Below are 19,782 nucleotides of genomic sequence, written 5' to 3'. Positions count from 1 at the left end.
TGTAGTACTTTGCCTCGTTAGTCTCCTCCGGACGAGTGAGTGCACCCCGGTGACGTCAGCCCGCCCATTCACGGAACGTCACAACTGGTCCGGGCAGGCAAAGAAGCCGTCCAGGGAGTGGCAGAAACGATCTGTCAGGAACGGAGGTAGTTCAGGGACACTGGAGAATGGCTGGAAGGGCGTGAGACCAGCCTCTATGATCGGCACAATTTCCTGCACGGACACGGCTTGAGCGGCTGACCGACCCGGACCGCCGCTCCGACGAGACATCACGAGACCGTACGAAGAACGAGTGCACTGCGGGAGCGAACGGTGAGCGGAATGTCCAAGGGGCCGGCGCCCGCGGTGGACCTCGTCCGGCCGATCGTCACAGAGCGTGACATCGATAGTTCACGCCAGGTGTTGACGCCTCTCACAGCACTACACGCGTCACGGGAGTCCCACACGTTCCAGGCGGCGTTCGCTGCGGCGCCCCTCGCCATGGCCGTGGTCGACCGGCAGGGGCGGATCGTCACCGCCAACGACGCGATGGGCACGTTGCTCGGGGGCGGTACGGCGGGACTGGTCGGACGGGTCGCCGCGGATCTGGTGGACCTGGCGTCGGACGCGCGCACCTGGCACGCGTACCGCGAGGTGCTGCGCGGCCGGCAGGCACGACTGCGCTGCGCGCGGCGGCTGAAGCATCCCGACGGGCACTACCTCTGGGTCCAGGTGATGGTGAACCCGCTGCCCGCGACGCCCGGAGGTCTCGCGACGCCCGGAGGTCTCGCGACGCCCGGAGGTCTCGCGACACCCGAGGGCCCCGCGACACCCGAGGCCCTCGCCCGGGCGGACGGCTCCCCGGCGCCGGTTCCCCAGGACACCCCGGCGGACCGTCGCCCGGAGCCCGCCGTCCTGCTCTCCCTGCACGACATCAGCGCCCGCCGGGAACTCCAGGCCCGGCTGCGGCACCTGCAGATGCACGACCCGGTGACCCGGCTGCCCAACCGCACCCTCTTCTTCGAGCGCCTGTCGGCCGCGCTGGAGGCGGAGTCGTACGACGAGGGCGGCACCGGCCGGATCGGGCTGTGCTACCTGGACCTGGACGGATTCAAGGCGATCAACGACACGCTGGGGCACCGGGTCGGCGACCGGCTCCTCGCGGCCGTCGCCGAGCGGCTGACGCGCTGCGCCGACGAGGCCGGGTACGGGAGAGCCGCGGCGCCCCTGGTGGCCCGGCTCGGCGGGGACGAGTTCGCGCTGCTCGTGGAGGACTCCGCCGGTACCGACCAGCTCGCGGACCTCGCCGAGGCCGTGCTGAAGGCCGTGCAGGCGCCCTTCGACCTGTCCGGCCAGCGGCTGTCCGTCTCGGCGTCGATCGGCGTCGTGGAGCGGCACGCCGCGAACACCACCGCCACCGGACTGATGCAGGCCGCCGACACCACGCTGTACTGGGCGAAGGCCGACGGCAAGTCGCGCTGGACGCTCTTCGACCCCGAGCGCAACGCCCACCGCATGACCCGCCAGGCCCTGTCGTCCACGCTCCGGCCGGCCGTGGAGCGCGGTGAGTTCGCCCTGGAGTACCAGCCGCTCGTCGACATGGAGGGCGGCGAGGTGCGCGGGGTCGAGGCGCTGGTGCGATGGAATCATCCTCAGTTCGGCACACTGACGCCGAATCGGTTCATCGGACTGGCGGAGGAGGACGGTTCGATTGTTCCGCTCGGGCGGTGGGCGCTGGTCACCGCCTGCCGGCAGGCCCGGCGGTGGCAGCTCGACCACCCGGGCCGGGACCCGCTGTTCGTCAGCGTGAACGTCGCCGTGCGCCAGGTGTGGGACTCCGACCTGGTCGCCGACGTGGCCGAGATCCTCAGCGAGACCGGGCTCGCCCCGCACCTGCTGCAGCTGGAGCTCACCGAGTCGGCCGTCATGGGCTCGGCGGGCCGCCCCCTCCAGGCCCTGCAGGCGCTGAGCGACATGGGCGTGCGCATCGCCATCGACGACTTCGGCACCGGCTACTCGAACCTCGCCTACCTCAGCCGGCTGCCGGTCTCCGTGCTGAAACTGGACGGCGCCTTCGTGCGCGGCTTCCAGTACGAGGCCGGCGAGAAGGGCGGCGACGGCAAGGGAGCCGGGCCCGAGCCGACCCCCGCCGACGAGGTGATCGTCGAGGCGCTCGTCCAGCTCGCCCACCGGCTGGGGCTCACGGTCACCGCGGAGTGCGTCGAGACGACGGACCAGGCCACCCGGCTGCGCCGCATCGGCTGCGACACCGGCCAGGGGTGGCTGTACTCACGGCCCGTGCCGCCGGAACGCATCGCCGAACTGCTGACGGCGGCCGGCTCGCGGGGCTGAGCGGAACAGCCCCGCCCGCACCCACCCGCAGGGCCGAGCCGCTCAGGCCGTCGGCAGTCCGTACGCGTCCGCGATCAGTTCGTACGAGCGCACGCGCAGCTCGCCGCTGTGGGCGTGGCTGGTGATCATCAGCTCGTCGGCGCCGGTGCGCTTCTGCAGGTCGTCCAGGCCGGTGCGGACCTCGTCGGCGGTGCCGTGGATGACGTCGGAGTTCCAGGAGGCGATGAACTCCCGCTCGGCCGCGCTGAAGTCGTACGCCTCCGCCTCCTCGGGGCTCGGCACCAGGCCGGGGCGGCCCGTGCGCAGCCGGAGCATGTTCAGCGCGGCGGCCAGGACCTGGCGGCGGGCCTCCTTCTCGTCGTCCGTGGCGAGGGCGGAGACACCGATGAGGGCGTACGGCTCGGACAGGACCTCCGACGGGCGGAAGGTCTCGCGGTACAGGTCGAGCGCCGGGATGGTGTTGCGCGCCGAGAAGTGGTGCGCGAAGGCGAAGGGCAGGCCCAGCTCGGCGGCCAGCCGGGCGCTGAAGCCGGAGGAGCCCAGCAGCCAGATGGGCGGCCGGTGCGGGGACTGGACGCCGCCGGGCGAGGTGCTCTGGACCGGCCCCGGCACGGCGTGGATCCGGCGGTAGGGGTGGCCGTCGGGGAAGTCGTCGTCCAGGAAGCGGATGAGCTCGACGAGCTGCTGCGGGAAGTCGTCCGCGCCCTCGTGCAGCCGCTCCGTACGGCGCAGGGCCGCCGCGGTGGCGCCGTCCGTGCCGGGCGCCCGGCCGAGACCGAGGTCGACGCGGCCGGGCGCCATGGCCTCCAGGGTGCCGAACTGCTCAGCGATGACCAGGGGCGCGTGGTTGGGCAGCATCACACCGCCGGAGCCGAGGCGGATGCGCTCGGTGTGGGCGGCGAGGTGGGCGAGGATCACGGCGGGCGAGGAGGAGGCCACGCCCGGCATGGAGTGGTGCTCGGCCACCCAGTAGCGGTGGAAGCCGCGCGACTCGGCGAGCCGGGACAGGTCCACGGCGGTGCGGAGGGCGTCCGTGGCGGTGCGGCCGGCTCCGACCGTGACCAGGTCCAGGACCGAGAGGGGTACGGGCGCGCTGCCCTGCGCTGCGCCTCGGATCTCGTCTGCCGCCACGGTGCCTCCTGTGTTTCGTTGCCGTCGCAATGCTCGGCTCCGCACAACAGGAGGCCGACTCCGGTTATTCCCCCGGGATGGCGTGCTCCGGGCGCCGTCTCACACCTGCACCACCGGCTCCCGGGTGAACAGCGCGCCGAGCTGCGGCGCGTTCACCCGGCGGTCGGCCAGCCGGAGGGCCTCCCAGACCGTGACCTGGTTGGCGGTGAGGACCGGCTTGCCCAGCGTGGTCTCCAGGGTCTTCAGGTGGGAGACCGTGTGCAGGGCCGTGTCCGGGACCAGGACCGCGTCCGCGTCGGGATGGTCGGCCGCGCGGGCCAGGGCGAGGACCTGCTCGCCGTCCCACCTCCCGGCCTCGGCCGCCGTGCCCACGCCGGCCGCCGCCACGGACACCGCCTCCAGACCGGCGTCCTTCAGGAACGCGGCGAACAGGGCCGCCACGTCGTCCGGGTACGTCGCCGCGACCGCGACCCGCTGCGCCCCGACCTCCCGGGCCGCGTGGACGAAGCCGAAGGAGGTGGAGGAGGCGGGCAGGCCGGCGGTCCGGGCGAGGGCGCGGACCTGCTCGTGGGCGCCCTCCCAGCCGTACACGAAGCTCCCGTGGGTGCAGGCCCAGACCACCGCCTCGGCGCCGGACAGGCGCAGTTCCTCGGCGCTCGCGGCGAGCCTTTCGGGCGTGCCCATCTCCCGCAGCGCGTCCTCACGGCGGGCGTCCTCACCGATGTCCGTGTGGATCAGGGGGAGGCGGATGTCGCTGCCCAGGAGCTGTTCCATGCGCGGGTAGTCGTCCTCGGCGGAGTGGCCCGGGTAGAGGAATCCGAGTGCTGTCATGTCCTGCCTTTCCTACTGCTCTGGTGCCGGCGGTACGGGGCTCCGGCGTGCCGTCTCCTGCAGCAGCGCCTGACAGGGGCCCACTGCCCGGGTACCCAGGCGACGCAGTGCCGCCCACACTCCGGTAGTCCTTCTGGGCGCAGTGCTCCGCGGTTCCGGGTGGACCACGGCTCGCGGTCGGGGGCGAAGCCGGACGGCGCCACCACCCCGACGCCGTGCTGCTCGCGCGGTCCGCCGGAGGGGCAGGGGCGGGGATGCGGGTACGGGCCCCGCTTGAGGAGCGTCCGTGGCAGGCACCGGCCTCACAGCGGGAGTCACAGCGGGACGAAGGTCAACGACTGGGGTGCGCGGCCGTGTTGACGAAGGTAGGTTCGGGTGCGAGCGTGGGCCGATCCGCGCACTTCGGGCAGATCCGGCTCGTCCGGTGAGGTTCTCGCCGGAGTCTCACCGGCCTTCCGGCCTTGGAGAATCAAAAGAAGCGGACGCGCATTGCGAGAGGGTTCCCCGACGATGTCCGGTACCACCACCCTGCTCGTCCTGGACGCCGAACCGTCACCCCGGCTGGGCCGTCTCACCGGGCGGGCGCGGATCGTGCACGCGGACGAGACCTCGCTCGCCGCACACCTGCCGGACGCCGACGTGCTCCTCGTCTGGGACTTCGCCTCGCGCGCGGTCCGCGACGCCTGGCCGGGCCCCGGCCCGCGGCCGCGGTGGGTGCACACGGCGAGCGCGGGCGTGGACCACCTGCTCTGCCCGGAACTGGCCGCCTCCGACACGGTGGTGACCAACGCCCGCGGCGTCTTCGACCAGCCGATCGCCGAGTACGTGGCCGCGCTCGTGCTGGCGATGGCGAAGGACCTGCCGCTCACCTGGCGCTCGCAGAACGCGCGCGCGTGGCGGCACCGCGAGACGCGGCGGGTGGCCGGGAGCCGGGCGGTCGTGGTCGGCTCGGGACCCATCGGCCGGGCGATCGCGACCACGCTCAGGGCGCTCGGGGTCACCGCGGCGGTGACGGGCCGCGCCCCGCGCCCGGGCGTCCACGGGCCGGAGGACCTGGACCGGCTGCTGTCGCGCGCGGACTGGGTGGTCGCGGCGGCTCCGCTGACCCCGGAGACGGAGGGCATGTTCGATGCCCGCCGCTTCGGCATCATGCAGCCGTCGGCCCGCTTCATCAACGTGGGGCGCGGCCGGCTCGTGGTCGAGAAGGCACTGGTGGAGGCGTTGTCGAAGCGGTGGATCGCGGGCGCCGCGCTGGACGTCTTCGAGCGCGAGCCGCTGTCCCGGGAGGACCCGCTGTGGGACGTCCCGAACCTGCTGATCTCCCCGCACATGAGCGGCGACACGGTGGGCTGGCGGGACTCGCTCGCCGCCCAGTTCGTGCGCCTGTACGAACGCTGGGAGGCGGGCGAGCCCCTGCCGAACGTGGTCGACAAGAAGCGCGGATACGTACCCGGACACTGAGCTGCCCGGACCTGGAGGGCGGATGAGATGACCGAGCTCGCCGAACTGACCGCGTCACGGCTGGTCGACGGCTACCGCAAGGGCGAGTTCAGTCCGGTCGAGGCGGTCCGGGCGGCCCTGGAGCGGGCCGGGCACGCACAGCGCACGGTGAACGCCTTCGTCCGCCTGGACGCGGAGGAGGCCCTGGTCCGGGCCCGCGCGTCGGAGGAGCGGTGGCGGCGCGGCGAGCCGTCCGGGCCGGTGGACGGGGTGCCGGTGACGGTGAAGGACGTCCTGCTGATGAAGGGCGGGCCCACGCTGAGGGGCTCCCGGACCGTCTCCCCCGAGGGCGCCTGGGACGAGGACGCCCCCTCCGTCGCCCGATTACGCGAGCGGGGCGCGGTCTTCCTCGGCCGGACGACGACACCGGAGTTCGGCTGGAAGGGCGTCACCGACTCGCCCCTGACCGGGGTGACGCGCAATCCGTACGACACCTCCCGCACCGCGGGCGGCTCCAGCGGGGGCGCGGCGGCGGCCGTGGCCCTCGGCGCCGGGCCGCTGGCGCTCGGCACGGACGGGGGCGGCAGCGTGCGCATCCCCGCCTCCTTCTGCGGCACGTTCGGGCTGAAGCCGACGTACGGCCGCGTGCCGCACCACCCCGCCGGCCCCTTCGGCACCCTCGCCCATGTGGGGCCGCTGACGCGGGACGCCGCCGACGCCGCGCTGCTGCTGGACGTGATCAGCGGTCCGGATTCCCGGGACTGGTCCGCGCTGCCTCCCGCCCCCGGGTCGTACGCGGACGCGCTGGGAGGAGGGGTGCGGGGACTGCGCGTGGCCTACTCGCCCTCGCTCGGCGGCCAGGTGGCCGTGCGGCCCGTGGTCGCGGCGGCGGTACGGCGGGCCGTGGAGTGCCTGGCCGGGCTCGGCGCGTACGTGACGGAGACGGACCCCGACCTCACGGAGCCCGTCGAGGCGTTCCACGCGCTGTGGTTCGGCGGGGCGGCCCGGGTGGTGCAGTCGCTCGGGCCGCACCAGCGGGAGCTCCTGGACCCGGGGCTCCGCGAGATCGCCGCGATCGGGGCGCGCCTGACGGCCCTGGACCATCTGGCCGCGCTGGACGTCCGCGCCGGCCTCGGGCGCCGCACGGGCCGCTTCCACGAGACGTACGACGTGCTGGTGACGCCGACGCTGCCGATCACCGCGTTCGAGGCGGGCGTGGAGGTCCCCCGGGGGTCGGGGCACCACCGCTGGACGGGCTGGACCCCGTTCACGTACCCCTTCAACATGACCCAGCAGCCGGCGGCGACCGTCCCCGTCGGTCTCGACGGGGACGGACTGCCCATAGGGATGCAGCTGGTGGCCGCCCGGCACCGGGACGACCTGGTGCTGCGGGTGGCGCACACGTTGTACGAGGCGGGGATGGCGGGAGTGGAGCGGCCGCGCCGGGTGTGACCCGCGGGGAAGCGGTGGTGGGTCACGCCGGCGTCACGCCGGCGTCACGCTCGCCGGAACGAAAGGATCTTCTCCGGCGCGCCCGGCCGCCACGGGCCGTCGCACGCGTCGGCCGTGCCGCCGGGAGTCCCGCCTCCGCGAACGCCGGGAAAGCCGGGAGTGCCGGGAAAAAGGCGTAGATCTCGTTGCGGGCGTATTTGGCATGGTAGGCGTCACCGGTGAGCGGGAGCGCGTTCCGGATCGTTACACGAGTGCGCGGAGCGCGCTCGTCGAGCAGCTCGGCCGTGGCGTGCACGTCACGGTTGACCAGCGGTATCCAGATGAAGCGAGCAGCCGCGCACGCCATGGTTCCGCCGGTGCTCCCGCCGCGGTCGGGGGCACCCTCCGTGAACAGGGCGGAAAAACACCTGAATAGAAGGCATGGAGTCGGGTAGCTGCGCGCCCATGGCTCCACCACATCGGAACGAAACAGACGTACTCGCCCGCATAAGACGCCCGAGCCGCCGATCGCTGCTGGCCGGAATGTCGGCGCTCGGCGTGCTCGGCGCCACCGGCTGCACACGCGTCGCGGCGAGCGCGTCCGGCACGGAGGGCGGTGACCTCCTCGACCGGCTCCGGGCCCAGGGCGTCGTCCGGCTCGGCATCGCCGGCGAGATCCCCCACGGCTACATCGACCGCGACGGCGAGGTGACCGGCGAGGGCCCCGAGCTGGCCAAGGTCATCTTCAAGCGGCTCGGCATCGACCGGGTGCAGCCCGTGCCCACCGAGTTCGGCTCCCTGATCCCGGGGCTCAACTCCCAGCAGTTCGACGTCGTCACCGCCGGCATGTACATCACGGCCGAGCGCTGCGCGCAGGTCATCTTCTCCGACCCCGACTACCAGATGCTCGACGCGTTCGTCGTGCGCAAGGGGAACCCGCTGGGTCTGCGCAACTACGAGGACATCCTCCGCGAGGGGGCGAAGTTCGCCACCGGCACCGGGTACGCCCAGATCGACCACGCCGTCGCGGCCGGCTACCCGCGCGGTGACATCCTCGTCGTGCCCGACCAGGTCGCCGGGCTGAACGCGGTGGAGACGGGCCGCGCCGACGTCTTCGCCGGGACCGCGCTCACCGTGCGCGAGGTCGTGAAGAAATCGTCCAAGGCGGAGGCGACCGAGGCCTTCGCGACCGTGGTGGACGGCGAGGAGCAGGTGGACGGCGGCGGCTTCGCGTTCCGGCCGACCGAGACGAAGCTGCGCGACGCCTTCAACGCCGAGTTGCGGAAGATGAAGGACAGCGGCGAGGTCTACCGCATCCTGCGGCCCTTCGGGTTCACCGAGGACGAGATGACCGATCTGACCGCGAAGGAGCTGTGCGGCGGATGACCTCCGGACTGTGGGAACTCGTACTCCAGGGCGTCTGGGTCACGATCCAGCTCCTCGTCCTCAGCGGACTGCTGGCGACGGCGGTGTCCTTCGTGGTCGGCGTCGCGCGCACCCACCGGCTGTGGATCGTCCGCTTCCTGGCGGGCCTCTACACCGAGGTGTTCCGCGGCACCTCCGCGCTGGTCATGATCTTCTGGGTGTTCTTCGTGCTGCCCCCGGCCTTCGGCTGGCAGCTGGTGCCGCTGTGGGCGGGCACGCTGGCGCTCGGCCTGACGTACGGGGCGTACGGCGCGGAGATCGTGCGCGGCGCCCTGCAGGCGGTGAACCCGGCGCAGCGCGAGGCGGGGATCGCGCTGAGCTTCACGCCGTGGCAGCGGATGCGGCTGGTGCTGCTGCCGCAGGCGGTGCCGGAGATGATCCCGCCGTTCTCCAACCTGCTCGTCGAGCTGCTCAAGGGCACCGCCCTGGTGTCGATCATGGGCATGGGCGACCTGGCGTTCAGCGGCAACCTGGTGCGTCTGGCCCTGCAGGAGAGCGCGGAGATCTACACGTACCTGCTGCTCATCTACTTCGTGATCGCCTTCCTGCTCACCCGTGTGATGCGCGGGCTGGAGTCGAAGCTGAAGGCCGGGGTCGGGAAGGCGCCCGCGCGCAGGCGTGACGTGAAGCCGAAGCTGCCCGAGGCGACCGCCGTGGGAGGTGGCGTCCGATGAACTGGAACTGGAGTGCGGTCTCCGACTTCATGCCCCATTTCTGGGACGGGCTGCTGGTCACCCTGCAGATCCTGGTGGTCGGCTCGCTGATCTCCTTCGTCCTGGGCCTGGTGTGGGCCCTGCTGATGCGGGTGCCGAGCCGCTGGGTGACCTGGCCGGTCGGCGCGGTCACCGAGTTCGTACGGAACACGCCGCTGCTGGTGCAGCTGTTCTTCCTCTTCTACGTGCTGCCGGAGTGGGGTGTGACCGCCTCGGCGATGACGACGGGCGTGGTCGGCATCGGGCTGCACTACTCGACGTACACGATGCAGGTCTACCGGGCCGGCATCGAGGCGGTGCCGGTCGGCCAGTGGGAGGCCGCGACGGCGCTGAACCTGCCGCTGCGGCGGACCTGGACCGCGGTGATCCTGCCGCAGGCCGTCCGCCGCGTGGTGCCCGCCCTCGGCAACTACGTGATCTCCATGCTCAAGGACACGCCGCTGCTGATGGCGATCACCGTGCTGGAGATGCTCGGCGAGGCGCGGCTGTTCTCGCAAGCGAACTTCCAGTTCACCGAGCCCCTGACGGTGATCGGCGTGGCCTTCGTCGTCCTGTCCTACCTGGCCTCCCTTCTCCTGCGAGCCCTGGAGCGTCGCCTTGTCCATTGAGACCCGCCCCACCCCCGAGACGAACACCGTGGAGTCCTCCTCCGAGCTGATCCGCCTGGAGCAGGTCACCAAGCGGTTCGGGGACAACACCGTCCTCGACCACCTCGACTTCTCGGTGGACGCCGGCAAGCACGTCACCCTGATCGGGCCGTCCGGCTCCGGCAAGACGACGATCCTGCGCCTGCTGATGACCCTGCTCAAGCCCGACGAGGGCACGATCACGGTCGACGGGCAGAGACTGTTCCCGGCCTCCGACAAGGAGGTCCGCGAGGTCCGCAAGAAGATCGGGATGGTCTTCCAGCAGTTCAACCTGTTCCCGAACATGTCGGTGCTGCGCAACATCACCGAGGCGCCGGTCACCGTGCTCGGCATGTCCAAGGACGAGGCGGCGGAGCGGGCCAGGGGACTGCTCGAGATGGTGGGCCTGGCCGACAAGTGCGACGCCCGCCCCACCCAGCTCTCCGGCGGCCAGCAGCAGCGGGTCGCCATCGCGCGGGCGCTGGCCATGCGGCCCCAGGTACTGCTCCTGGACGAGGTGACCTCCGCGCTGGACCCGGAGCTCGTCGCGGGCGTCCTCGACGTGCTGCGGGACATCGCCCGCTCCACCGACATCACGATGCTCTGTGTGACGCACGAGATGAACTTCGCCCGGGACATCTCCGATCAGGTTCTGATGTTCGATTCCGGCCGGGTCATCGAATCGGGTCCGCCGGAGAAAATCTTCACCGAGCCGGAGCGTGACCGGACGAGGGAATTTCTCAGCGCGGTGCTCTGATCACAGGGCGTACGCGGGGAACGGCCGAGGTCGGCACGCTGGTTCATGACTCTGGCATATGCCAGCGTGCCTGCGCCCCTGTTGAGGGGCCCGTGATGTTCGCGGATTTTCCTCGAACACCCCCTCCCCGCCCACCCCCCGGCCCGTATCGTGGAGGCGGCAAGCTGTCCGAAAAGGGCCCGAGACGCAGGGGGCACCGTGACGCTCAAGCACGAGCCGACCGCGCCGTACCACTCGGCCCAGGACGCGCTGCGCGTCCTGGAGACGGTGACACGACGCTCCACCGGCGTCATGGACGCGGAACTGAGCCGCCGGACCGGCATGGGCGGCGAGCGGCTGGCCTCCCTGCTGCGGATGCTGCGGCGCGAGGGGTACGTCGAGCAGACCGCCGACGGCGCGTACGTCGCCGGGGACGCCCTCGGCCGGCTGGGCTCCGTCCACCAGCGGGACCGCTCCCTGCGGGACAGGCTCCAGCAGACCCTGGAGCGGCTGCGCGACTCGCTGGGCGCCGCCGTCTACGTCAGCCGGTACGTCGACGGTGAGATCAGCGTCACGAGCTGCGCGGAGAGCCCCACGGCCCCGGCGGTCAACGAGTGGTTCGACTTCCGCTCGGCCGCCCACGCCAGCGCGATCGGCAAGAGCCTGCTCGGACAGCTCGACCTGAACGGCCGCCGCGACCACCTCTCCCGGCACCGGCCGACCCGTCTCACCTCCCGCACGATCACCAGCGAGCGGCTGCTGCTCACCACCCTGGACGCACAGCGGCCCACGGTCCCGGTGCTCGATCTCCAGGAGTACGCGGTCGGCACGGTCTGCGCGGCCGTCCCCCTCACGGCCGGCTCCGCCGTCGGCTGCCTCGCCCTCTCCCTGCCGGTCCAGCACGCGCACCGGCTGCGGCAGGCCGCGGACACGCTGAACCGGGGGGCCACGCCGGTGCTGCTGTCCCTGACGATCTAGCCCGGCCCGCCCGGACGGCGTACGGGGGCGGGTGGGCGGGCGGATGGTTCGGAGCACCCTTGCGGACCAGGTAGTATTTCTTTTGCCGCCGAACGCGAGAGCGGAAGGCGAGAGTCATGCGCCGCTAGCTCAGTTGGTTAGAGCAGCTGACTCTTAATCAGCGGGTCCGGGGTTCGAGTCCCTGGCGGCGCACCGCCCGAAGGGCTCCTCACCTGGGTGGGGAGCCCTTCGGGCGTTCGGAACGAAAGTGATCAGGACGTTCAGAAGGTGACGTCGGAGCAGGCGTAGAACGCGTTGCCCGTGTCAGCGATCGTCCACACACCGAGGATCACGTGGTGACCGCTCTTGCCGGTGGGCAGCGCGCCGCTGTGCGAGATCGTGTAGGGCGGGCGGCCGCTGTAGGGGACGGTCAGGAACGGCGTGAGCTCCAGGTCGGCACGGGTGAGCGCGCGGTTCTGGTTCCAGCCGTTCTTGGTGATGTAGTACTTGAAGTCGGTCGTCGAGTGCGACGCCGTGAGCTGCCACCGGAACGTGTAGTTCTGCCCGCCGGTCACCTTGGTGGTCGGCCAGGCACCGCCGTCGGGCTTGGTGGGCGAGTTCAGCTGGTTGAACTGGCCGAGCCCGGCGGAGCAGAGCTGGCCGTCGGCCGGACCCGCGGCCGGGAAGCCCTTCGGCCCCTCGACACTCTGCGGCTCCCACTGGATGTTCCCGCAGTTGGCCACGGTGCCGTTCTGGCAGAACTTCTGCCGGCTGACGGGCAGGTCGGTGTAGCCGTGACTGCTCGCGCCGCCACTGGAGACCATGAGGGCTCCCGTGGTGGCGAGGCCGACGACGGCCGCCGACCACTTGGTCTTCTGACGCATGCTGCGCTCCTGAACGTGTGGGGGTTCCCTGAGCCGTGCGTGCATCGATGCGGAGGATCGGGCGACTGAGCACCCAGGTCTAGACCAAGCTCACGGTATTACCGCGTGTTGAACATGTCCATACCAATTTCACAGGTTCACGTCACAGGTCTCTCACGCCGTGGGCTCGCCGCGCCCCGTCCAGAACGCCACCGTGAGGTCCTTGACCAGCGCCTTGCGCTCGTAGTCGTCCAGCTCCACCAGGCCGCGCGTGGTGAGCCTGGTCACGGTGTCCTCGACCGAGTCGACGACCGAGGTGAGCACCGTGTCCCGGTGCTGGGCGTCGAGCGCGGCGATCCGGCGTCGCTGCATGACGGCGGCCACCTCCGGCGCGTACGCGATGCGGGTCGGCTGCACGGAGAACACCTGCAGCCCGACCGCCGCCGCGTCCGCCGCCACCAGCCGCGTCAGCCGCTCGCCCACCGCCTCCGTGTTGCGCAGGGTCATGTCCCTGACGATGGCGGCCGGCGGTACGTCCGCCGGCAGCCGCGCGAGCACCCGGGACAGCGCCGCCTCCACGCACTCCCGCAGGTACCGCTCGTGGTCCTCGGTCCCGAGCACCGCCAGCGCGGTGTCCCGCACCCGCCAGGCGACGAGCACGACGACCCGCAGTTCGACCCCGTTGGCGTCGACCGCCGGCATCGGCTCGCTGCGCCAGTGCCGCAGCCGGACGTCGACCCGGCGGCGCAGGAACAGCGGGTTCAGCCACATGAGCCCCGTACGCCGCACGGTCCCGCGGTACCGCCCGAACAGCCCGAGCACCCAGGCGCGTCCGGTCCGGCCCCGCGCCAGCCCGCCGAAGCCGAACAGAGCGAGCGCCCCGGACCCGGCGTACGCGGCCCACTGGGCCGGCCCCAGCCCGGGGTCCGCCGGAGCGGGCAGCCGCGCCGCCGCCAGGGCCAGCCCCGGCAGCATCCCCGCCCACCAGGAGGTGAGCGCGCATCCGGCCACCCCGCAGACCCCGACCAGCACGCCCGCCGCACCGGGCAGCACCCGTGCCGGGCGCTCCACCAGGATGGAACCGGAGTCGGCGGGAGACTCGGGTTCGGCCCGCACCGGCCCGGGCCGTACCCGCGGCTGCTCCCCCGTGCCCCGCCGCCCCACCACGGCGGGGGCGACCGGTACGGACACCGGGTCGGGCTCGTCGCGGAAGAGCAGGTGCACGGGGATCTCGGTGGTTCCCTCGGTGTGGATGAGCCGGGCCGGTCGGGCGAAGCCCTCCGGCTCCGGCGTCTGCGCAGTCGTCGAACTCATCCGTGCCTCCAGCCACCGCGCGGGACGCGCGGGGCGAAACGTGCCGTCATGAGAAGAGCCGGCGCCAGGTCTCCGGCCCCGGATAACCGTCCGCCGCCGCGCCCCGCCACCCCTGAGCCCGCTGGAACGCCGCCACGTTCCGCCGGTCCGCCTCGCTCCAGCGCCGGCCCGGCCCCGTGGCGTAGTACCGGCCGAACCCCTTCTCGACCAGCCGTCTCCCCAGCCGGTCCACATGGTGGTTGACCGCGCCCGGCCGGAACATCCCACGTCCCGGGTAGGGCTCCGGGCGCCCGGCCCCGCGGGGCCCGGGACCGGTGGTGTGGGAGCGTGTCCCGCCCCGCCGTACGAGCATGCGCCCCGGCCCGGTCACATGGCCGTCGTGCGCGCCGTTCCCGAAAGCGGGGACGCCCGGGAAGTGAGCGGTCCCCGCCCCCTCCGGCTCCGGTGCGCCCCCCGCGCCCGCCGGTACCGTCCCGGCTCCCGCGCCGCCCGGCACCAGCCCCTTGTAGCGGTACGGCACATAACGCTCCGAATTGCTCCAGTAGGCATAGGGTGTGGACTGCTTCCGGGTGTGCGGGCGGGTCTGTTCGTAGGCGATGTAATGCGTGTGCGTGTAGTCCGTCCAGCCACCGAAAATCACCACGTGCGAACCGTTCTGCGGATCCTCCGGGTTGTGGAAGAGGAGAATGTCGCCGGGTTGCAGCTCGTCCCGGGAAATCGGATCTCCGTAGGCGGCGAGCGAGCCCGTCCATTCGTTCAGGCCGAGATTCCAGGCCATCGACACATAACCCGAGCAGTCCTGCCGGTATCCGTCCGGCCGATATGCGGTCATGCTGTACGGGACCTGCTCGGTGACCCAGGTCTGCGCCCGGTTGATGATGTCGGTCCGGGTGGTCGCCGGCGGATCGACCACCGGCGCCGGGGTTCCCACGGACGCCGGACGACCGGCCGGACCATGCAGCGGCTCCTTCTGCCCCTGCGGCGTACCAGGCCCATCACCTGCGGGAACACCTGGTTCGGCGGGCGCGTGCACGGCCACGGCCGGTCCGCAGTGCCCTGCTCCCAGGGCGATGCCCGCCGCCACGGCCAGCACGAGGGCGCTCCGGGCCGTGGACCGGCCGGTACCCGCCGGCGCGGCGGAACACGGCGGGACGCGTCGCCCGAGCACGCACCCGGGGCACGCGCAGCCGCCGGCGGGATCACTCTCCTCGAATGCCGGAGTCTCCATGCGACCGCCCTCGTGTTCCGGCTCGTGTTCCGCCCTGTGTTCCGCCTCGTGTTCCGGATGGGAATGTCCGCGCTGCTGCACGGTCGCCAGTTTCTCAACGGTGGCCGGATGTCGCATGCTGACGGTCCGAATGATGTACGGCGCCGCCCGGCGGCGTACGCCGGAGATCGGCGCCGGCGGCCGACCGGGGGCCGTGGTCGGGAGCACCGCGCGGTATCGGGTAGAGTTCTTCCGTCAGCAGGCGCCGCTAGCTCAGTTGGTTAGAGCAGCTGACTCTTAATCAGCGGGTCCGGGGTTCGAGTCCCTGGCGGCGCACGACACGAAAGAGGCCTCCCGTCGAAGCGGGGGGTCTCTTTCGTATATACGGCTCAGCCACACCCACAGATGCCCACCGTTAGAACAGAACACCACTCAAGGAACAGGCGTACGACACCGTCGAGCACGTACCTGCCCGATAGTGCGCATTCCGGTATCCCAATGTGCGCGTATGACCGGTAAACACCTGGTATCCCATCTTGCGATCATGATGAACGCCGTAGAACCCTGGGCCGTAAGAGACTGCGGATACAGGGCAGTTGGGGGGCTTGGGCCGGATTCGGCCATCGGGGGAAGCGGGGACCCCCGTTCATGAACGGATGCCGAGGGGGGCATCATGCAACCGGAAGGTCGGCGTCCTGTGTCTCTATGGTGGAGATGACATGGCGACACCGACCCGCCACTGATACGTCCGTGCCGGTCGAGGGGGACCGCTCGGACGGAGGACCGACGACCACGCATTGACCGTGCGTGCGGGGGGATGACTCATGACGTCGACGCCGACGGGCGCCCGGAAGGACTTCGACCCGTCCGAGACCACCCAGCTACGGGTGCCGTCGCACCGGACCGGCACGTTCCGCAGGATCAAGAAGACGCTGCCCAGATACGACTACGAGCACTACAGCCGGCTCGCGGGGCCCCTCACCCAGCCCGACCCGAGCAAGCCGTACAAGGTGCAGTACCGCTCGCTGATCTCGCAGGAGCCGCACCGCATCCGGGTCGCCCTGATGCTGGCCGCGGCTCCGGTGCTCTCCCTCGTGCTGCTGTTCTGGCTGCTCCAGCCGGAGCACTGGACCGAGCGGGACTACCCGGCCTTCGACTGGCTGCCCGCGCTCGACGTCGTGATGCTCGTCTCGATCGGCCTGATCGAGTTCTTCCGCTGCATGAACGTGCTGTCCAACGCGCACGCCACGCTGGTCGCCCGCGACCCGGTCCCCGTGGTGCCCGAGACCGGCACCAGAGTGGCCTTCCTCACCTCCTTCGTGCCCGGCAAGGAGCCGCTGGAGATGGTGACGAAGACGCTGGAGGCCGCGGTGAAGATCCGCCACCGTGGCCTCATGCACGTCTGGCTGCTCGACGAGGGCGACGACCCGGAGGTGAAGGCCGTCTGCGAGCGTCTCGGCGTGCACCACTTCTCCCGCAAGGGCGTCGCGAAGTGGAACCAGGCCAAGGGCCCGCACCGCGCCAAGACCAAGCACGGCAACTACAACGCCTGGCTGGACGCCCACGGCGACGACTACGACTACTTCGCCTCCGTGGACACCGACCACGTGCCACTGCCCAACTACCTGGAGCGGATGCTCGGCTTCTTCCGCGACCCGGACGTCGGCTTCGTCATCGGCCCGCAGGTCTACGGCAACTACGACAACCCGATCACCAAGGCCGCCGAGTCGCAGCAGTTCCTCTTCCACGCGCTGATCCAGCGCGCCGGCAACCACTACGGCTCCCCGATGTTCGTGGGCACCTCCAACGCCGTACGGATCAAGGCGCTCAAGCAGATCGGCGGTCTGTACGACTCGATCACCGAGGACATGGCGACCGGGTTCGAGATCCACCGCCACAAGAACCCGGCCACGGGGAAGAAGTGGAAGTCGGTCTACACCCCCGACGTGCTCGCCGTCGGCGAGGGGCCGAGCGCCTGGACGGACTTCTTCACCCAGCAGCTGCGCTGGTCGCGGGGCACGTACGAGACGATCCTCAAGCAGTACTGGAAGGGCTGGTACTCACTGCCCCCGGGCAAGCTCTTCAACTACACGATGATGATCATCTTCTACCCGATGTCCGCCCTGAACTGGATCCTGGCCGCGCTGAGCTGCGCGCTCTTCCTGGGTCTGGGCGCCTCGGGCGTGAACATCGACCCGACCGTGTGGCTGATGCTGTACGGCAACGCCTCGGCGCTCCAGATCGGCCTGTACGTCTGGAACCGCCGGCACAACGTCTCCCCGCACGAGCCGGAGGGCTCCGGCGGTGTGGCCGGCATGGTGATGTCGGCGCTGTCGGCACCGCTGTATGCGCGCGCCCTCCTCGACTCCGTGCTGCGCCGCAAGAGCAAGTTCGTGGTCACCCCGAAGGGCGACTCGGCGAGCCCGGACACCCTGTTCGGGACGTTCCGCATCCACTGGTGGTTCATCCTCGTCTTCGCCGGCTCGATCACCGCCGGTCTCGTGCTGGGCAACTCGCACCCCGCGATGATCATCTGGGCCACGTTCGCCCTGCTCATCACCGCGTCCCCGATCTTCGCGTGGCGCTACATGCTGCGGGAGGCGAAGAAGAAGGGCGGAGCGCACGCCGCGTCCGCCACCACCGGCGCTCCCGGACAGCCGCAGGACGCCGTACCGCCGACCCTGTCCATGCCCGCCCAGGCGGGCCCCGACGTGAGCTACGAGCCGCAGGCCGGGCACGGCCCGCACCCGGGGCACGGACCGCAGCAGAAACCGAGCTGGGCGGCCTCGGACGGGGGCAACGACCAGACCATGCAGATCGCCCTTGGGGGACGTAAGAAATGAGTGACCGTGCAGGCCGCCGTCGCGCTCGCCGTCTGGCGATAGGCTCGGCGGTGGTTCTGGCGCTGGCCGGGATGAACGGGCCGTGGCTGTACCGGTTCGGAACGGAGCAGTACCACGCCTACAAGATCAACCAGCCGGAGTACAAGGCCGAGAACGGGCGCTGGGAGATCGTCGAGTTCCCCGAGGAGTACCGGCAGAACACCATCCACGCGGCCCTGCTGCACACGGGCAAGGTGCTGCTGATCGCGGGTTCGGGCAACAACCAGGACAACTTCGACGCGAAGAGGTTCGACACCCGGATCTGGGACCCGGTCAAGGGCACGATCAAGAAGATCCCGACGCCCAACGACCTGTTCTGCACCGGCCACACCCAGCTGGCGAACGGCAATCTGCTCATCGCGGGCGGCACCAAGCGCTACGAGAAGCTCAAGGGCGACGTCACCAAGGCCGGCGGCCTGATGATCGTGCACAACGAGAACCCGGACAAGCCGATCACGCTGCCCGCGGGCACCCGGTTCACCGGCAAGGAGAACGGCAAGACGTTCGTCTCCAAGGACCCGGTGCTCGTACCGCGCGCCGAGAAGAAGTTCGACCCCGCGACCGGCGCGTTCCTGCGCAACGAACCGGGGCTCGGCCGCATCTACGTCGAGGCCGAGAAGAGCGGCCAGAAGTACGAGACCGGCACCCAGGACAACTACCGGATCCAGGGCCTGACGGGCGTCGACGCGCGCAACACGTACGGCATCGCGGAGAAGCTGGCGCTCGACAAGAAGGACTTCCAGGGGATCAAGGACGCCTACGAGTTCGACCCGGTCGCCGAGAAGTACATCAAGGTCGACCCGATGAACGAGGCGCGCTGGTACCCGACGCTGACCACGCTCTCCGACGGCAGGATCCTGTCGCTGTCCGGCCTCGACGAGATCGGGCAGCTGGTCCCGGGCAAGAACGAGGTGTACGACCCGGAGACCAAGAAGTGGACGTACAGCAAGGACGTCCGGCAGTTCCCGACCTACCCGGCGATCTCCCTGATGCAGAACGGCGAGCTGTTCTACTCGGGCGCGAACGCGGGCTACGGCCCGGACGACGTCGGCCGTGACCCGGGCATCTGGGACCTGAAGACGAACAAGTTCACCAAGGTCCCCGGCATGAGCGACGCCGACCAGCTGGAGACCGCCGGCACGGTGCTGCTGCCGCCCGCGCAGGACGAGAAGTACATGGTGATCGGCGGCGGCGGGGTCGGCGAGTCGCCGAAGTCCAGCGAGAAGACCCGGATCATCGACCTGCTGGCGGACGACCCGAAGTTCGTGGACGGCCCGTCCCTGGAGAAGGGCACGCGCTACCCGCAGGCCTCGATCCTCCCCGACGACACCGTACTGATCTCGGGCGGCTCGGAGGACTACCGGGGACGCGGCGACAGCAACATCCTCCAGGCCCGCATCTACGACGCGAAGACGAACGAGATGCGCCGGGTGGCCGATCCGCTGGTGGGCCGCAACTACCACTCCGGGTCGATCCTGCTGCCCGACGGCCGGGTGATGTTCTTCGGCTCGGACTCGCTGTACGCGGACAAGGCCAACACCAAGCCGGGCAAGTTCGAGCAGCGCATCGAGATCTACACGCCGCCGTACCTGTACGGCGACTCGCGGCCCACCCTGTCCGGCGGGCCCAAGACCATCGAGCGGGGCGGCTCGGCGACGTTCTCGACGCAGCACGCGTCGTCCGTCAAGACGGCCCGCCTGATCCGCCCGAGCGCGTCCACCCACGTCACCGACGTGGACCAGAGGTCCATCGCCCTGGACCTCAAGACGTCGAAGGACGGCCTCACGGTCACGGTCCCGAAGAACCGCAACCTGGTCCAGTCGGGCTGGTACATGCTGTTCGTGACGGACGACCAGGGGACACCGAGCGAGGCGCAGTGGGTGAAGGTGCCGTAG

At 70.9% G+C, this 19,782-nt stretch carries 16 protein-coding genes, 2 tRNA genes and 1 pseudogene; 12 read left to right on the top strand and 7 right to left on the bottom strand.

Features of this window, described 5'->3' with window-relative positions; translation table 11 throughout:
* Window positions 1-312 precede the first annotated feature (312 nt).
* A complete protein-coding gene (locus tag IEZ04_RS12395) occupies window positions 313-2,331 on the top strand; it encodes a putative bifunctional diguanylate cyclase/phosphodiesterase (RefSeq protein ID WP_229821000.1) in 2,019 nt (672 codons plus the stop codon).
* A 42-nt stretch (window positions 2,332-2,373) separates the two neighbouring features.
* Here the strand turns inward: IEZ04_RS12395 and IEZ04_RS12390 are convergent, their stop codons facing one another.
* The 3 genes and pseudogenes from IEZ04_RS12390 to IEZ04_RS35955 all read right to left on the bottom strand — a co-directional run.
* Window positions 2,374-3,462, bottom strand: coding sequence for an LLM class flavin-dependent oxidoreductase (locus tag IEZ04_RS12390; RefSeq protein ID WP_189216846.1), 1,089 nt, complete (start codon window positions 3,460-3,462; stop codon window positions 2,374-2,376).
* 99 nt (window positions 3,463-3,561) lie between these two features.
* Window positions 3,562-4,293 carry a maleate cis-trans isomerase family protein gene (locus IEZ04_RS12385; RefSeq protein ID WP_189216845.1) on the bottom strand — a complete coding sequence of 244 codons (732 nt, stop codon included), beginning with the start codon at window positions 4,291-4,293 and terminating at the stop codon, window positions 3,562-3,564.
* A gap of 12 nt (window positions 4,294-4,305) precedes the next feature.
* Window positions 4,306-4,413 (bottom strand): annotated as a pseudogene (locus IEZ04_RS35955) (maleate cis-trans isomerase family protein); the annotation flags it as partial.
* A gap of 390 nt (window positions 4,414-4,803) precedes the next feature.
* On the opposite strand from IEZ04_RS35955, the gene IEZ04_RS12380 reads away from it, so the two are divergent.
* Window positions 4,804-5,754 carry a D-2-hydroxyacid dehydrogenase gene (locus IEZ04_RS12380; protein WP_189216844.1) on the top strand — a complete coding sequence of 317 codons (951 nt, stop codon included), beginning with the start codon at window positions 4,804-4,806 and terminating at the stop codon, window positions 5,752-5,754.
* 27 nt (window positions 5,755-5,781) lie between these two features.
* The gene (locus IEZ04_RS12375) at window positions 5,782-7,185 is read left to right on the top strand and encodes an amidase (RefSeq protein ID WP_189216843.1); all 1,404 of its coding nucleotides are present in this window, start codon (window positions 5,782-5,784) and stop codon (window positions 7,183-7,185) included.
* 22 nt (window positions 7,186-7,207) lie between these two features.
* On the opposite strand, the gene IEZ04_RS35595 is transcribed toward IEZ04_RS12375, so the two are convergent.
* Window positions 7,208-7,531, bottom strand: coding sequence for a DUF3830 family protein (locus IEZ04_RS35595; protein WP_189216842.1), 324 nt, complete (start codon window positions 7,529-7,531; stop codon window positions 7,208-7,210).
* A gap of 98 nt (window positions 7,532-7,629) precedes the next feature.
* Here IEZ04_RS35595 and ehuB point away from each other — a divergent pair, with 98 nt between their 5' ends.
* The 6 genes from ehuB (at window position 7,630) to IEZ04_RS12340 (ending at window position 11,834) form a co-directional block, all read left to right on the top strand.
* Window positions 7,630-8,550: an ectoine/hydroxyectoine ABC transporter substrate-binding protein EhuB gene (gene ehuB / locus IEZ04_RS12365; protein ID WP_373296292.1), complete on the top strand. Its 921-nt coding sequence runs from the start codon at window positions 7,630-7,632 to the stop codon at window positions 8,548-8,550.
* Window positions 8,547-9,263, top strand: a complete 717-nt coding sequence (ehuC, locus tag IEZ04_RS12360) for an ectoine/hydroxyectoine ABC transporter permease subunit EhuC (protein WP_189216840.1) — start codon at window positions 8,547-8,549, stop codon at window positions 9,261-9,263. Before ehuB ends, ehuC begins: the two co-directional genes overlap by 4 nt.
* Complete coding sequence (ehuD, locus tag IEZ04_RS12355) at window positions 9,260-9,910, top strand: ectoine/hydroxyectoine ABC transporter permease subunit EhuD (RefSeq protein ID WP_189216839.1); 651 nt, start codon at window positions 9,260-9,262, stop codon at window positions 9,908-9,910. The genes ehuC and ehuD overlap by 4 nt, the downstream gene beginning before the upstream one ends.
* Window positions 9,900-10,685 carry an ectoine/hydroxyectoine ABC transporter ATP-binding protein EhuA gene (gene ehuA, locus IEZ04_RS12350; protein WP_189216838.1) on the top strand — a complete coding sequence of 262 codons (786 nt, stop codon included), beginning with the start codon at window positions 9,900-9,902 and terminating at the stop codon, window positions 10,683-10,685. The genes ehuD and ehuA overlap by 11 nt, the downstream gene beginning before the upstream one ends.
* A 198-nt stretch (window positions 10,686-10,883) precedes the next feature.
* On the top strand, window positions 10,884-11,642 hold the full coding sequence (locus tag IEZ04_RS12345) for an IclR family transcriptional regulator (protein ID WP_189216837.1): 759 nt from the start codon (window positions 10,884-10,886) through the stop codon (window positions 11,640-11,642).
* 118 nt (window positions 11,643-11,760) lie between these two features.
* Window positions 11,761-11,834 (top strand) — tRNA-Lys (locus tag IEZ04_RS12340).
* 68 nt (window positions 11,835-11,902) lie between these two features.
* Here the strand turns inward: IEZ04_RS12340 and IEZ04_RS12335 are convergent.
* The 3 genes from IEZ04_RS12335 to IEZ04_RS12325 all read right to left on the bottom strand — a co-directional run bounded on the left by IEZ04_RS12335 (window position 11,903) and on the right by IEZ04_RS12325 (window position 15,026).
* Window positions 11,903-12,505 carry a lytic polysaccharide monooxygenase auxiliary activity family 9 protein gene (locus tag IEZ04_RS12335; RefSeq protein WP_189216836.1) on the bottom strand — a complete coding sequence of 201 codons (603 nt, stop codon included), beginning with the start codon at window positions 12,503-12,505 and terminating at the stop codon, window positions 11,903-11,905.
* Between the two features lie 153 nt (window positions 12,506-12,658).
* Window positions 12,659-13,798 carry an SPFH domain-containing protein gene (locus tag IEZ04_RS12330; RefSeq protein WP_189216835.1) on the bottom strand — a complete coding sequence of 380 codons (1,140 nt, stop codon included), beginning with the start codon at window positions 13,796-13,798 and terminating at the stop codon, window positions 12,659-12,661.
* A gap of 46 nt (window positions 13,799-13,844) precedes the next feature.
* Complete coding sequence (locus IEZ04_RS12325; protein WP_189216834.1) at window positions 13,845-15,026, bottom strand: peptidoglycan-binding protein; 1,182 nt, start codon at window positions 15,024-15,026, stop codon at window positions 13,845-13,847.
* Between the two features lie 241 nt (window positions 15,027-15,267).
* On the opposite strand from IEZ04_RS12325, the gene IEZ04_RS12320 reads away from it, so the two are divergent.
* From IEZ04_RS12320 to glxA, 3 genes are all read left to right on the top strand, one after another.
* Window positions 15,268-15,341: transfer RNA gene (locus IEZ04_RS12320), tRNA-Lys, on the top strand.
* Between the two features lie 488 nt (window positions 15,342-15,829).
* On the top strand, window positions 15,830-17,848 hold the full coding sequence (locus IEZ04_RS12315; RefSeq protein ID WP_189216833.1) for a glycosyltransferase family 2 protein: 2,019 nt from the start codon (window positions 15,830-15,832) through the stop codon (window positions 17,846-17,848).
* Window positions 17,845-19,782 (top strand): radical copper oxidase GlxA, encoded by a 1,938-nt coding sequence (gene glxA, locus IEZ04_RS12310; RefSeq protein WP_189216832.1) that lies wholly within the window; start codon window positions 17,845-17,847, stop codon window positions 19,780-19,782. The genes IEZ04_RS12315 and glxA overlap by 4 nt, the downstream gene beginning before the upstream one ends.

Origin of the sequence: Streptomyces ruber, assembly GCF_014648075.1 — a bacterium.
GTDB lineage: Bacteria > Actinomycetota > Actinomycetes > Streptomycetales > Streptomycetaceae > Streptomyces > Streptomyces ruber.
This window is presented reverse-complemented; position numbering and strand designations above follow the sequence as displayed.

Excerpts from the sequence above, each read along its gene's own strand:
- IEZ04_RS12315 (WP_189216833.1), top strand. The coding sequence starts at position 15,830 with ATGACGTCGACGCCGACGGGCGCCCGGAAGGACTTCGACCCGTCCGAG.
- ehuC (WP_189216840.1), top strand. The coding sequence starts at position 8,547 with ATGACCTCCGGACTGTGGGAACTCGTACTCCAGGGCGTCTGGGTCACG.
- glxA (WP_189216832.1), top strand. The coding sequence starts at position 17,845 with ATGAGTGACCGTGCAGGCCGCCGTCGCGCTCGCCGTCTGGCGATAGGC.
- ehuD (WP_189216839.1), top strand. The coding sequence starts at position 9,260 with ATGAACTGGAACTGGAGTGCGGTCTCCGACTTCATGCCCCATTTCTGG.
- ehuB (WP_373296292.1), top strand. The coding sequence starts at position 7,630 with ATGGCTCCACCACATCGGAACGAAACAGACGTACTCGCCCGCATAAGA.
- IEZ04_RS12325 (WP_189216834.1), bottom strand. The coding sequence starts at position 15,026 with ATGGAGACTCCGGCATTCGAGGAGAGTGATCCCGCCGGCGGCTGCGCG.
- IEZ04_RS12385 (WP_189216845.1), bottom strand. The coding sequence starts at position 4,293 with ATGACAGCACTCGGATTCCTCTACCCGGGCCACTCCGCCGAGGACGAC.
- IEZ04_RS12330 (WP_189216835.1), bottom strand. The coding sequence starts at position 13,798 with ATGAGTTCGACGACTGCGCAGACGCCGGAGCCGGAGGGCTTCGCCCGA.
- IEZ04_RS12380 (WP_189216844.1), top strand. The coding sequence starts at position 4,804 with ATGTCCGGTACCACCACCCTGCTCGTCCTGGACGCCGAACCGTCACCC.
- IEZ04_RS12335 (WP_189216836.1), bottom strand. The coding sequence starts at position 12,505 with ATGCGTCAGAAGACCAAGTGGTCGGCGGCCGTCGTCGGCCTCGCCACC.
- IEZ04_RS12375 (WP_189216843.1), top strand. The coding sequence starts at position 5,782 with ATGACCGAGCTCGCCGAACTGACCGCGTCACGGCTGGTCGACGGCTAC.
- IEZ04_RS35595 (WP_189216842.1), bottom strand. The coding sequence starts at position 7,531 with ATGGCGTGCGCGGCTGCTCGCTTCATCTGGATACCGCTGGTCAACCGT.